A 13783-nucleotide genomic window follows, 5' to 3' on the forward strand; every position below is an offset into this window, starting at 1 on the left:
ATGAAAAAGATTTTTCTTGTAATTATTTTTATTTTTTCGATTACAACATTGTCAGCACAGGTCAATAGATCTATTGGTGCTGGACAATATGAAAACAAAAAGAAAAACAAAAATAAACAAATTGATTTAGTTGAAATTTTAAAAGACAAATTAAATCTTGATGGATTCCAAGAAGCTATTGTACGTAATTTAATCAATGACAATCAAGCCATAACAAAAGAAATAATTGAATCTACTGCTTATTCTGACATAGAAAAGAGAGATAAAATAAGTAAAATTGGAGACGAATTTAATGCAGAAATCAAAAAGTCGCTTTCACCTGAGCAAATTGAAAAATATGACAAATTGATTTCTAAAAAATAAATTCTTTAAAAATCCTTTACACAAACAGGATTATAAAGTGATTATTTTAGTTATCATTAATTACCAATTGAAAATTGAACAAGCTAACTTCAGAAATACTGAAAAAGCTTAAAAATAATTTATGAAATCACTTTATATTCTTATGTTTTTCATTGGCTCTACTTTAGGTATTGCCCAATTAAAAACAATCACTAACCAAACTACTTATCCATTTTGGATCAATGTTCCGACTGCTGAAAAGAACGAGAAACAGCCTATTTTTATTTTTCTTCATGGAAAAAGTCTTTCGGGAACTGATTTAAATCGCGTGAAACGCTATGGTGTATTACGCGCAATGGAAAAAGGAAGAAAGATTCCGGCTATAGTTATTGCCCCTCAATTAGCGAAAGGAAGTTGGAATCCTGACAAAGTTTTAGAAGTTTTAGAATACGTTCAAAAAAACTATAATACTGATAATACTAGAATTTATGTTTGCGGAATGAGTTTAGGCGGTTATGGAACACTCCATTTTGCCGGAAAACACGCTGATAAAATCACAGCGGCTGTCGCTATTTGCGGTGGTGGAAATACCGCTGACGGATGCAAACTAGGAACTATTCCACTTTGGATCCAACACGGCGATAAAGATTTTATTGTTCCTATTTCGGAATCAGAGAAAGTTGTGAACGCTATTAAAAAGTGTAATAAAAAAGCAAATTTAATTTTCACGATAATAAAAGGTGGAAATCACAGTAGTGTGGAGCAACTTTTTCACGAAGATGCAATGTACGATTGGTTATTCGCGCAAAAGAGAGAATGATTTCACTAGAAATCTACTATCTTTGCAAACTATGAATACAACCTTATTATCATCTCCACTTCAAGGATTTACCGACTTTAGATTTAGAAATGCGTTCCACAAATACTTTGGAGGGATAGACACTTTCTATTCGCCTTACATAAAACTAAACGGAAAATTAGTCATTAAAGGTTCTTATGAAAGAGATATTCTACCAGAAAACAACACGACATTAGAAGTTATTCCACAAATCATCACTAGTGATGCGGACGAATTTCTATTTGTGGCGAAGTACGTTCAGGAATTAGGTTACAAAGAATTGAACTGGAATTTAGGTTGTCCTTATCCCATGGTTGCAAAATGTGGAATGGGTTCAGGATTGATTAAAAATACGGATCAAATTGAACATATTTTAAAGCGTGTTCATAATGAAACAGATATAATTGTTTCAATGAAAATGCGAATGGGTTACGAAAATCCGACTGAAATTTTAGATGTTTTTCCAATTTTAGACCAATATCCAATTAAAAATATTGCGATTCATGCAAGAATTGGCAAACAATTATACAAAGGTGGAGTTGATTTAGATTCATTTCAAAATTGTTTAGCACATACCAAACATAAATTATACTACAACGGCGATATTACGACTGTAGCGAAGTTTAAAGAAATGCAAGAACGTTTTTCTTCAATCGATCATTTTATGATTGGAAGGGGTTTAATTTCGGATCCATTTTTACCTTCGATGATTAAAAATGATACTGCCGAATATCCGAAAAACAGATTTGAAATTTTTGAAGAATTTCACGATACCATTTATCAAGAATATGACGCGTATTTATCTGGGCCAACACCTATTCGTATGAAGATGTTGGGATTTTGGGAATACTTTTCGGAATCATTTTCTAATCCACAAAAAACCTATAAAAAGATTAAAAAAGCAGGAAATAGTAAAAACTATGAAATTGCTGTTAAGGAGATTTTTAAAGGAGAAAAATAATAGTAACTACTGATTCGCCAATTCAATTGCCTTATTTAAAACAGCGTCTGTTCCTTTTTTAATATCTATAAGTGTGCTTTCAATATTTACATCAGGTACAATTCCAATTTTTTGAGCAGGCTTCCAATCTGAATAGTACATACCTTGAGTGGTAAAGTACGCAGTGTAGTTTCCTGGTAAAATAAAAAATGAAGCAGCACCATCCGTTCCGGCGGTTTGACTTCCGATAACTTTTGTTTTGTGATAGGATTGCAATACCATTGCACTAAATTCTGCTTTACTTTGACTGTTTTCATCTACAAGAACATAAATCAATCCTTCATAAGCGGGACTAATAAACTCATCAAGTTTAATTTCTGGTATTGGCGCAAAATATCCCGGATATTCTAGTTTTGCTTCAGTTGCCTGAAAAACCACAAATTCTTTTTTGTGCAAATGACGAGAAACTACAAAAGCTATATTTTCTTTCGGGTAATTTCTTAGATCAATTAGAATTGCTTTTTTGTTGTTCCAACTTTGGAATAAACTATCAATCTGTTGTACAGAAGCATTTTCAGCATTTAAATAGCCTATTTTTTCATTTATTTCGTACGAATTTTTAGATGCACTATTAACTTCATTCAATTTAATAGTTTTTGAAATTAACTGTACTTTCTTTCCATTGCGTTCTATCCCAAGCTTTACATCATCTTTATTAGTACGATTAATTTCTGTAGCCAGATTTCTGAGTGTTGTTTTATCGTTAGAAGCAACATTATATTTTTTCAAATCCGCTTTCAAAGATGCAATTGATTTACCATCAATAGAAGTAAGAATATCACCAGCAATAAGATTTGATTCTTCCATAGCATGAGTTACTACAAGCTTATCTTTAATGAATTTTGTATTTATTGATAAAGAATAATTGCCAAAATATTCACCTGTTAACTCATTTGGAAATAACATACCGTGTGTATCTTCTATTTGGACTACTAATTCATTAAGACATAATGCATAATCCAGTTCTGTCTTAGTAGCAACGATCTTTGGAATAAACTGCATAAGCACGTCATCCCAGTTTTTAGAAATTAAATTTTTATAAGGATACCAATATTCTATAGCGTTCCAAAATCTAAATAATGCTAAAATTTTAATTCCATCATCACTAGAATTCATTGATTCGTATGCAAATTCGTTTTGAAAACTCAGACCACTTTCTTCACTGCTCGTAACTGTATACTGTTTAATTTCTCTCTTAAAATTAGCAACATTTAAAAGTACACGTTTTAAATCTGCTGTCTTAAAACCCTTATCAATCCAGCCTAAATTGCCTGCTTGTTTAAAGTTATTATTGCTAAAATCGTACTTCGTAATTTCACCCTCTTCAAGCTTTTTTACCCAATTTAAAACATCCTTTTCAAAATTCATTGAATATATTAGAGGAAGATTATCAAAAAGCTCATTGTCCCAATTTTTACTGTTCGATGTAAGAGTAGGATGATAATATTTTAAATAACCCCATATTTTCCCTAATAAAAATAAATTTTTCGTTTCGTTTTTTGATAAATTATTTTTTAACTTAAATCCTGAATTTTCTCTTTCAACTGAAATAAATTTTCCGGGTTTTAGATTTTCTATAGCGATTTCATTTATTTCTAAAGAGGCATTGTCCAACCAAATTTGACCGCCAGAAAAATTAGCCGCGATGGTAATTTTATCACAGTCTGGCGTATAAGGAAGGGTCACTTCGTATGCTTTCCAATCGTTAGTTCCTTCTAAAGTAGGGCCTAAATTAAAATACTTTTCAACTTTATCAGTGCCAACAATCAAATATATGAAAGCTTGTTTGACATCTTCGGTTTTCAAATAGATTTTAAGACGTATAGATTCGCCTTCAAAAGAACCTCTTATAACATTGCTTATTCCATTGCCTTTTTGCTCGGGATCTGTTAAAAGAAGTGATTGCGATCCGCTCACTTTTTGAACCTTATCAAACTTGAAGTTTTGATTTTCATCATCAATAACCCAGTTAGAAAGTGCTGGATTGTCAAAGTTTAAATTATAATCTAAACCTTGTGAAAAAAGTATAGATACTTGAAAAATGAACGCAAAAACAATAAATTTTTTCATACTAATATTTTAAATTAAACCTTAAAATGATCTCCTATTTTCTTTCCTATAATATAGGCGATTCCTACCCCAAGGATCAAAATCCAAAGATTCATGAAGATAAAAAAGGTAAAAGCAATTGGATTTTCAAGCGAATTGAAGCAATACGTTTCTAGTAAAAAACAAAAACTAATCGTTTCCTTAGCAAAAAACGTTAAGACATAACTTAAGACTAACGTAATTCCCAAAGCCGATAAAACATAAACCAGATTTTTATTCATCGGTTTTTTTCCGGTAGGCTGAAATACATTACGCTCTGCCTCAGTACGTTTGTTGTTTTGAAGCGACCAAATCACTTTATTAGCTTCGTCGTCTATATTGTTCATTTTTATTTTTTTTAATCGCAAAGACACTAAGATTTAAAAACCATAGCAAAGTTATCTTTGAAATTTATTTAATTTATAAAATCTGTAAAATCAAGGTTCAAAAATTCGCTAGTGAAACGCTTAAACACAAAACGAAGTTCCACTATTATTTATTGTAATAAAGTAACTAATGTTGCAAAATCTACTTTTTGTTGTTCACCAGAAGCTAAGTTTTTAAGCGTAAATTCATTCAACGTCATTTCTTCCTCACCTACTAAAATTGCAAATGGAATTCCTCTTTTATCAGCGTGTTGAAACTGTTTCCCAATCTTCGTATTATCAGGATATAATTCCACTTTAATGCCCGATTGACGTAATTTCCCAATGGCTTGCATCGCATACAAAGCTTCTTTATCTCCAAAATTCAAGAATAACGCTTTTGACGTTGCTAAAACTGTTTCAGGAAATAAACCCAATTCTTCGATTACCAAAGCAATTCGGTCTAAACCAAAGGATATTCCAACGCCACTCATGTTTTTCAAGCCAAAAATTCCGGTTAAATCGTCGTAACGACCACCACCGCCAATCGAACCCATCGCTACTCCTTTTGGAGCTGAAACTTCAAAAATTGCTCCTGTATAATAATTTAAACCACGAGCCAATGTTACATCTAAATCTAAGAAAGCAGTTTGTAATCCTAAAGCAGCGACGTTATCACAGATGAATTGCAATTCGCTCACACCTTTCATTCCCTCTTCAGATGATGCCAATAAATCAGCTAATTTTTGTATTTTTTCAGTTATTGTTCCGGTGAAATTGAATAGCGGTTGTACTTTTACTAGCGCTTCATCTGAAATCCCTTTTTCAAGCATCTCTTTTTTCACACCGTCTTCCCCTATTTTATCTAATTTATCCAAAGCCACCGTAAAATCAATCAATTTATCCGAAGCACCAATTACCTCAGCAATTCCGGATAATATTTTACGATTGTTGATTTTTATAGTAACGCCAGCTAGTCCCAATTGACTAAATACCGAATCATATAATTGCACTAATTCTACTTCTTGCCAAAGCGAATTCGAACCTACAACATCAGCATCACACTGAAAAAATTCTCTGAAACGTCCTTTTTGTGGGCGATCTGCTCTCCAAACCGGTTGAATTTGATATCTTTTGAATGGGAATTCAATTTCATTTTGGTGTTGCACCACATATCTCGCAAACGGAACCGTTAAATCATAACGCAATGCTTTTTCAGAAATATGACTCGTTAACTTCAAGCTGTCTCTATTTTCCAATAAAGTAGCATCGGCCTTACCTAAATAATCTCCTGAATTTAAAATTTTAAAAATCAGGCGATCGCCTTCTTCACCATATTTTCCCATTAAAGTTTCCGAATTTTCAAACGAAGGTGTTTCAATAGGTTGGAATCCAAACTTCTCAAAATTCGCTTTTATCGTACTGAAAATATAATTGCGTTTCGCTACTTCTGCAGGTGAAAAATCTCTTGTTCCTTTTGGTATACTTGGTTTTTGAGCCATGGTGAAATTTAGAATTTTATGAATTGGTAATCTAATCGTTTCTTGTGCAAATATCGGATTTATTCAACGTTTAAAAAAAAAATAGCAAACTAATTAAACATATAAGTCATATGAGTATTTTAAAAGCTTAAAAAGTTAAAGTGTAAACTTAAATGACTTATCTGTTTAAAATATTTAATATTAATATTATGTAACAAAAAACACACTCTTTAGTCTTATAGTTATGGTAGGATTATTTAAAGAAAACACGAAAATTGCGCTTGATTCTATTAAAAGTCAGGCTTTGCGAACATCTTTAACCGTGATGATTATTGCTATTGGAATTACAGCTTTGGTTTGTATTCTAACGGTAGTTTCGGCGTTAGAGAATACTATTCTAAAAGATTTTGCTTCTATGGGAGCTAATACTTTTTCGATTAGTCAATACGATTTCTCTGCCGAAATCAATCAAAATGATGCTACGCAAAGAGTAAATTCAATAATTAGTTATCCGGAAGCAAAGGCTTTTCAAGATAAATATAATTTCCCTTTTACAAATACTTCACTATCTTTTACTGCTGGTTCAGCTGTTGAAGTGAAATATGGTGAAAAGAAAACCGACCCTGAAATTAGTATTTTGGGCGTGGATGATAATTTTTGTCCAAATAAAGGCTTAAAAGTGGCAAGTGGTAGAAATTTCAATTCATTTGATATTGAAAACAACAATTACGTTTGCGTTTTAGGTTCTGATTTTGAAAAAGGTTTGTTTGCGGGTTTAAATCCAATTGATAAAGTAATTTCTATTCGTGGTGCAAAATTTAAAGTGATTGGCGTATTAAAGGAAAAAGGTTCCACTTTTGGAAACAGTCAGGATTTACGTGTTTTAATTCCGATACAAGTGGCGCGTTCTCTGTTTTCTGCTCCAAATATTAATTATTCGTTAGATGTTATGGTCGACAATGAAGCATTGCTAGACGAAGCGGTAGATGATGCCATTATTACAATGCGAAGAGTTCGAAAACTTAATCCGGTTTCAAAAAATGATTTTGGAATTGAAAGAAGCGATGATTTAATTCAGACTTTATTATCCAATACAGCAGTTTTAAGCATTTCAGCTTGGGTAATTGGAATTATTACGGTATTCGGTTCGTCCATAGCGTTGATGAATATTATGTTGGTTTCCGTTTCAGAAAGAACACGAGAAATTGGGATTAGGAAAGCGCTTGGTGCGAAGAGAACGACAATTGCTGGACAATTTTTTACTGAAACTTTAGTAATTGGTCAGTTAGGCGGTTTGGTAGGAATTATCTTAGGTGTTTTAAGTGGTTGGGGAATTGCTACGGCCATTGGCTTCTCCTTTGTGATTCCTTGGACAGCAGTAATTGCTGCGGTAATAACTACATTTATTGTAACTATAGCTTCTGGATTATATCCTGCGGTAAAGGCATCAAAATTAGATCCAGTTGAGGCGTTGAGACATGAATAAGTTTTTCTTAACCACAAAGCCACAAAGAATACACAATGCACACAAAGTTTTAAATTAAATCTTAGTGTAACTTAGTGAAAATACTTTGTGAAACTTTGTGTTACAATTTTAAACTGTACATTTTATCATTCGATCATTACCGTAAATATCTTTCTTCAATTCGATATTTTTAAAACCTAAATTTTCAAGTAATTCGACAGTTTCTTTTCCTAAATATTGATTAATTTCGAAAAACAATAATCCGTTTGGCGTTAGGTTTTTTAGAGCTAGTTGAGCAATTTTTCTATAAAAAAGTAAAGCATCGGTATCTTCAACAAATAATGCTAAATGCGGTTCGAAGTCTAAAACATTCTTCTTAATTTCCAGTTTTTCTAAATTGCGCACATAAGGCGGATTCGAAACGATAATTTCAAATTGTTGCTTTAAATCTTCCGTTTCTAAAATATTTTGAAGGATAAAATTGATTTCAACTTGATTTAATTCAGCATTTTTTCGGGCGACTTTCAAAGCTTCATCTGAAACGTCAATCGCTGAAACTTCGGCTTGAGGAATGTTTTTCTTTAATGAAATCGGAATACAACCCGTTCCAGTTCCTATGTCTAAAATCGTTAGCTTTTCTCTTTTGTTATTTTTATTTTCAGTTTCAATAATCCAATCTACCAATTCTTCTGTTTCAGAGCGAGGAATTAAAGTATGTTCATTTACATAAAACTTCGAATCATAAAACCAAGTTTCGCCAATAATATATTGAATCGGTTTTTCTGTTTTTAATTGGGAAATTATAACTTCCCACTTTAGAACTTCTGCTTCAGAAATTTCGACATTCGGATTTAAAGCTAAATCAATTCGTTTCAAATTGTGCAAATATTCAGTTAAGATGAAAAAGAAACTTTCGACTTCATTTTCATCGTGAATTCCTTTTAAAGATTCGAAAAAGTAAAATTTTAGCGCTTTAATTTTCATTTTGCTCATTATATTTTTTAAACATATTTTCCCAATATTCGTAAACAAAATTTTGATAGGCTAAAGTTGGCAGCCCAACAGCAATTCTTCGTTTATCTAAATTTCCGTAATCATTAATCTTTTCTTTTTCAATATTTTGATAAATGCCATAATCAAAAACTCCGTTACTTCTTAATATACTGTCTGACAAATTACCATAGAGTTTAGCAGACGCTCTACCTCTTTTAATTAAGTCAAGTAAAATTGGCTTCCAAAAATCAGCTTTACTACTTCTAATATGCATTACTAAAACTGAGATTTCAGGATCATAATTATCTACGTTATAATTTCCAACTTGATTAAATGAATGGCCGGGGAAAAAATCATAATCAACAACAATCTTATACAATTTTAATTGATTAACACTATCAACCACCTTTGCTTTTTCTTCATCATATCCATTTGTTCTAACACTTTGGTCGTCAATTTTCATTTGATGCAACTCTTTTCGTAAATTAAAATCTACTTTCTCTATATAGTTTTTAGCATACTTTTCTTTATTTCGATGTAATTTCTTCCAAGACTTTGTGTTTTGAATATTGAGAAAAATAGAATCATTTTTTATGCTATTAAAATTATAGCCATAATCTCTAACTAATATTTCTAAATAATAAACTGCTTCTTTTGGTTTATTTAAAAACGTAGCACATTCTGCCAAAATTCTTGGCTCGTAAATTCCTGTCTGATTTAGCAAAGGGCAATTCTTTTCCGCCGTTTTTAATAAATCATAAGCTTTTTGATAATCTTTATTCAAATATTCGAAATGCGCTTGATACACAAGTTGATAATAATTATTGATGTAATCATATTCTTGGTTAATTTTCTTCTTTTGAGAAAATCCAACTACCGAAACCAATACTAGAAGTAAAATCTTAATTTTCATATTATAAATGTTTAATCATCCAAACTTGACAACTATTATGACCTGTATTTCCCATTGGAGCAGAAAGATTTTCAAAACCAATTCGTTGATATAACTTTTGAGCCGTTGTCATAAAAGACAAAGTTTCCAAATAACACAATTCGAAATTTTGTGCTTTGGCAAATTCTAAACAATTTTGAATTATTTTTTCGGCATAACCGCTTCCTCGAATTTCAGGAGCAAAATACATTTTCTGCAATTCACAAACAGAAATAGCTTCGTTTTCTAAGGGTGCAATTCCACAACCGCCTACTACTTTTCCATCTTTTTCAACCACATAATAGTTGGAACGTGGCGATTGGTAGACTTCAAATAAAGTATCTAAAATTGGATCGGCATAAGCAGTTCCAATCTTTGGCGCATCTAATTCGTGAAAAATAGCTCTAATTACTTCGGCAATTTGCGCATTATCTTTTTGTTGGATTTCTCTAATTATCATAGCGGTAAAAATACATAAATTGGTTGAACCGATTAGTACTTTTAAATTTTTAACATATAAGTCATTTAAGTTTTTCCAATCCTGAGAATAAAATTAGAAATAGTAAAATATTTAAAATTATTAAACTTACCTGACTTAAATGTTTATTATTTTAATCTTAAAAATGCTACTTTTGTATCATGACTAAACACGAATTTTATATAAAACGCTGTATTGAATTGGCTAAAAACGGTTTGGGAACTACTTATCCAAATCCTTTAGTAGGAAGTGTTGTTGTTTACAAAGACCAAATCATTGGCGAAGGTTGGCACAGAAAAGCTGGCGAACCGCACGCTGAAGTCAATGCAGTAAATGCTGTAAAAGACAAATCATTATTGAAAGATGCGACGATTTACGTGACTTTAGAACCTTGTAGTCATTTTGGAAAAACACCGCCTTGTTGCGATTTAATTATTGCCAATAAAATTCCGAATGTAGTAATTGGAACGGTTGATCCTTTCGCAAAAGTAGCCGGAAATGGCATCAAACGATTGGTTGAAAGTGGTAAAAACGTAACCATTGGCGTTTTAGAAGAGGAATGCAACGAACTCAACAAGCGATTTTTTACATTTCATAAGAAAAAACGACCTTATGTAGTTTTAAAGTGGGCTGAAACTTCAGACGGATTTATTGCTCCAAAAAAGATACTGAAACAAGTTCAGCATGACAAATTAGCTCCGGTTTGGATTACAAATCCCTATTCGCGTCAATTGGTCCACAAGTGGAGAACGGAAGAGCAAGCAATTTTAGTAGGAACAAATACGGTTTTAGAAGATAATCCGAAATTAGACGCAAGAGATTTTGTAGGAAATAATCCTATTCGAATTGTTTTGGATAAAACTGGTAAAATCTCAGAGAAATTCAATGTTAAAGACGCATCTCTAAAAACAATTTTTATAACAGAAAGTAAAAAATTCACATCAACTGAAAATTGTACTTATGAAAATGCTATCTTTGGAAATAGCCTTGCCCATTCTATTTTAAACATATTATATAAAAACAACATACAATCTGTATTGATAGAAGGCGGAACAACTACGCTACAAACCTTTATAAACGAAGGACTTTGGGACGAAGCAAGGATTTTTAACGGAAGTATAAAATTTCAAGACGGATTGGAAGCGCCAAAGATAAATGGCGAAATCTCTTCTAGTTTTGATATAATAAAAGACCACATTAATATAATCAGAAATTATGATTGAAGCTATTATTTTTGACTTTGGAGACGTTTTTTTAGATTTAAACAATGAAGCAATTGATACCGAATTTAAAAAATTAGGGTTAACTGCTTGGCATGATGATTTAGATAAATTAAACAAACTGTATGAAATTGGAAAAATTGACGAACTAGAATTTCTACAAGGTTTCCAAAAATATTTACCAAATGCCGAATTGACTGAAATTAGAACCGCTTGGAATTCAATTTTAGGCAGTTTTCCTTTATATAGATTAGAATTTCTTCAAATGATCGCTACAAAATATCGCTTATTTCTTTTAAGCAACACCGATCATACACATATTGAAAAGTTCGAACATCATGTGGGACAAACTTTCGCGCGTGATTTTTACAGTTGTTTTGAAAAAGTATATTTCTCTTACGAAATTGGCTTGAGAAAACCAGACGAAAACACATTCAAATACGTAATAAACAATCACAACTTAAATCCTAAAAAAACTCTTTTTGTTGACGACAACAAGAAAAATACAGATGTAGCTGCTGAATTGGGTTTATTAGTTTGGACATTACAACCTGGAGTAGATGACGTTACTGAACTTTTCGATAAAAAAATTATTGAATAATTAGTGGTTTATTTATTTCTAAGCATTTTATTCAACACGTTACCGTTTGTACTATTTAAGCTTTTTGCCAAATACGACATTGATGTCTTACAAGCACTTGTCGTTAATTATCTAACGGCTTTTTTAGTTGGGCTATTATTTTTAGAAGAATCAACAACCATTTATGAAGTAGGAAACCAGAGCTGGCTAATAGGAAGCATTCTCTTAGGTATTGTTTTTATTGTGAATTTTTATTTCACCACTTTAGCTTCGCAGCTAAACGGACTTTCTGTAGCAACGGTTGCTTCAAAAATGTCCGTTATTATTCCTGTTGGACTAGGTGTTTTCATATATAATGAGCACCTAAGTCCACTTAAAATTATTGGAATAGCGATAGCTTTGCTTGCTGTTTACTTCACATCGATGAAAGAAGCTTCAATTTCTAAAAAATGTAATTTTCTACTTTATCCGATTTTAGTATTTTTTGGAGCCGGAATAATTGATTCTAGTTTGAAATACTTACAAACATTTTACCTTCCAACAAATAGAATACAATTATTTTCTACCGTTACTTTTTTATTTGCATTCGTTGTTGGAATTTTAGCACTTCTATATAAATCTATAAAAGGCGAAATAGCATTCAAGGGAAAAAATATCATTGGCGGCATCATTTTAGGTGTTCCTAATTACTTCGCACTCTACTTTTTAGTGAAAATGTTAGAAGCAAAAGCGTTTCAAAGTGCCACTTTATTTACCATTCATAACATTGCTATCGTAATAGTTTCTACCTTTGTGGGCATCTTATTCTTCAAAGAAACCATTTCAAAACGGAATGCTTTCGGAATAGGATTGGCTTTATTTGCCTTATTTTTAGTTACTTATTAAAAATGTCAACCTTAGAAAACGATACATACAAAACTATTGCACTTCCATCTGAAGAAGTCCTATTTAAAGAAAAAAACAGTAAATTCTTTGGATACGCTTTTCCTGTGACTTCCGAAGAAGACGTAAAAGAAATCTTAGAAAAACTACGTAAAGATCATTTTTCAGCAAGACATTGGTGTTATGCTTACCAAATCGGTATTGAAAAAACTCAATATCGCGCTAATGATGACGGCGAACCAAATAACAGTGCTGGAATGCCAATTTACGGTCAAATACAATCGTTTGAGGTTACTAATGTGTTAATTGTAGTTGTCAGGTACTTCGGTGGCGTAAAGCTCGGCGTTGGCGGTTTAATCACAGCTTATAAAACTACTGCACAAATGGCATTAGAAAATGCAGCAATTATTGAGAAAACAATTGACATTCATTTTATTATTTCTTTTGGCTATGCAAATATGAATAAAGTGATGCGCATCATAAAAGAAAAAAATCTACAAATTATAGCGCAAAAAATGGAAATGGATTGCGAAATTGAGATTGCCACAAGAAAAAAAAATGTCCAAATTTTATTGGACACTTTTGAAAGTTTGTACGAAATTAAAATAACCGAACTTTAATTTTTTTACAAGGCATTTATCTTCTCCAAAACATAATCTGGAGGCAAAATTGGACGACCAGATTTCATGTCCACAAACACCAACATTGAGTATCCAGTTGTTAATAACTCCTTTTCCTCATTATAGATTTCATAGTCGAATTCTATCTTCACAGAAGTCTGACTTTTCAAGATTGTTTTAACCGTTAGCAAATCATCATATCGGGCAGGCTTCTTATAATTCATTGACAAAGACACCACTGGAAGCATAACACCGTTTTCCTCCATCCATTTATAGGAAACCCCCATGTTTCTTAGCCATTCCACCCTACCCATTTCAAAATATTGTGCATAATTACCATGATACACCACTCCCATTTGGTCTGTTTCCGCATAACGCACACGAACTTGAAACTCATATTCTTTCATACTAAATTATATTATTTATTTAAATTAAAAATCCCTATACTCATTACAATATTTTTTCCGCATAATCAATAGAAAAAAACTTTTTTATACAGA

15 protein-coding genes are annotated in these 13783 nt (G+C 31.9%); 8 read left to right on the plus strand and 7 right to left on the minus strand.

All coding sequences use genetic code 11. The features are described 5' to 3' along the window. From ACFSX9_RS05035 to ACFSX9_RS05045, 3 genes are all read left to right on the plus strand, one after another. Complete coding sequence (locus tag ACFSX9_RS05035) at window positions 1-363, plus strand: hypothetical protein (protein WP_379805213.1); 363 nt, start codon at window positions 1-3, stop codon at window positions 361-363. A 121-nt stretch (window positions 364-484) separates the two neighbouring features. After that, a complete protein-coding gene (locus ACFSX9_RS05040; RefSeq protein WP_379805215.1) occupies window positions 485-1162 on the plus strand; it encodes a carboxylesterase family protein in 678 nt (225 codons plus the stop codon). Between the two features lie 31 nt (window positions 1163-1193). Then, window positions 1194-2141, plus strand: coding sequence for a tRNA dihydrouridine synthase (locus ACFSX9_RS05045; protein ID WP_379805217.1), 948 nt, complete (start codon window positions 1194-1196; stop codon window positions 2139-2141). Window positions 2142-2147: 6 nt separating this feature from the next. Here ACFSX9_RS05045 and ACFSX9_RS05050 read toward each other — a convergent pair whose 3' ends face one another. The 3 genes from ACFSX9_RS05050 to hisS form a co-directional block, all read right to left on the minus strand. Next, the gene (locus ACFSX9_RS05050; protein WP_379805219.1) at window positions 2148-4250 is read right to left on the minus strand and encodes a S41 family peptidase; all 2103 of its coding nucleotides are present in this window, start codon (window positions 4248-4250) and stop codon (window positions 2148-2150) included. 14 nt (window positions 4251-4264) lie between these two features. Beyond that, on the minus strand, window positions 4265-4615 hold the full coding sequence (locus tag ACFSX9_RS05055) for a hypothetical protein (protein WP_379805221.1): 351 nt from the start codon (window positions 4613-4615) through the stop codon (window positions 4265-4267). 149 nt (window positions 4616-4764) lie between these two features. Further along, complete coding sequence (hisS, locus tag ACFSX9_RS05060) at window positions 4765-6135, minus strand: histidine--tRNA ligase (RefSeq protein WP_379805223.1); 1371 nt, start codon at window positions 6133-6135, stop codon at window positions 4765-4767. Between the two features lie 223 nt (window positions 6136-6358). Between hisS and ACFSX9_RS05065 the strand changes: the two genes are divergently transcribed. Then, window positions 6359-7600 (plus strand): ABC transporter permease, encoded by a 1242-nt coding sequence (locus tag ACFSX9_RS05065; protein WP_379805225.1) that lies wholly within the window; start codon window positions 6359-6361, stop codon window positions 7598-7600. 108 nt (window positions 7601-7708) lie between these two features. On the opposite strand, the gene prmC is transcribed toward ACFSX9_RS05065, so the two are convergent. Genes prmC through ACFSX9_RS05080 form a run of 3 tightly spaced genes read right to left on the minus strand, consistent with a single transcriptional unit; the run spans window position 7709 to window position 9963 of the window. After that, complete coding sequence (gene prmC, locus ACFSX9_RS05070) at window positions 7709-8563, minus strand: peptide chain release factor N(5)-glutamine methyltransferase (protein ID WP_379805227.1); 855 nt, start codon at window positions 8561-8563, stop codon at window positions 7709-7711. Further along, a complete protein-coding gene (locus ACFSX9_RS05075; protein WP_379805229.1) occupies window positions 8553-9485 on the minus strand; it encodes a hypothetical protein in 933 nt (310 codons plus the stop codon). Before ACFSX9_RS05075 ends, prmC begins: the two co-directional genes overlap by 11 nt. A gap of 1 nt (window position 9486) precedes the next feature. Continuing rightward, entirely contained in the window at window positions 9487-9963 is a 477-nt protein-coding gene (locus tag ACFSX9_RS05080; RefSeq protein WP_379805231.1) for a GNAT family N-acetyltransferase, read from the minus strand. Window positions 9964-10142: 179 nt separating this feature from the next. On the opposite strand from ACFSX9_RS05080, the gene ribD reads away from it, so the two are divergent. From ribD to ACFSX9_RS05100, 4 genes are read left to right on the plus strand one after another with little or no spacing between them, the layout of a single operon-like run. Further along, window positions 10143-11204, plus strand: a complete 1062-nt coding sequence (gene ribD / locus ACFSX9_RS05085; RefSeq protein WP_379805233.1) for a bifunctional diaminohydroxyphosphoribosylaminopyrimidine deaminase/5-amino-6-(5-phosphoribosylamino)uracil reductase RibD — start codon at window positions 10143-10145, stop codon at window positions 11202-11204. After that, window positions 11197-11802, plus strand: coding sequence for an HAD family hydrolase (locus ACFSX9_RS05090; RefSeq protein WP_379805235.1), 606 nt, complete (start codon window positions 11197-11199; stop codon window positions 11800-11802). Before ribD ends, ACFSX9_RS05090 begins: the two co-directional genes overlap by 8 nt. 3 nt (window positions 11803-11805) lie before the next feature. Continuing rightward, window positions 11806-12666 carry an EamA family transporter gene (locus ACFSX9_RS05095; RefSeq protein WP_379805238.1) on the plus strand — a complete coding sequence of 287 codons (861 nt, stop codon included), beginning with the start codon at window positions 11806-11808 and terminating at the stop codon, window positions 12664-12666. A gap of 2 nt (window positions 12667-12668) precedes the next feature. After that, entirely contained in the window at window positions 12669-13283 is a 615-nt protein-coding gene (locus ACFSX9_RS05100) for an IMPACT family protein (RefSeq protein ID WP_379805239.1), read from the plus strand. A 5-nt stretch (window positions 13284-13288) separates the two neighbouring features. Here ACFSX9_RS05100 and ACFSX9_RS05105 read toward each other — a convergent pair whose 3' ends face one another. Beyond that, window positions 13289-13690, minus strand: a complete 402-nt coding sequence (locus ACFSX9_RS05105) for an acyl-CoA thioesterase (RefSeq protein WP_379805241.1) — start codon at window positions 13688-13690, stop codon at window positions 13289-13291. Between the last annotated feature and the right edge of the window lie 93 nt (window positions 13691-13783).

The organism is Flavobacterium ardleyense, assembly GCF_042686085.1.
Lineage (GTDB): Bacteria > Bacteroidota > Bacteroidia > Flavobacteriales > Flavobacteriaceae > Flavobacterium > Flavobacterium ardleyense.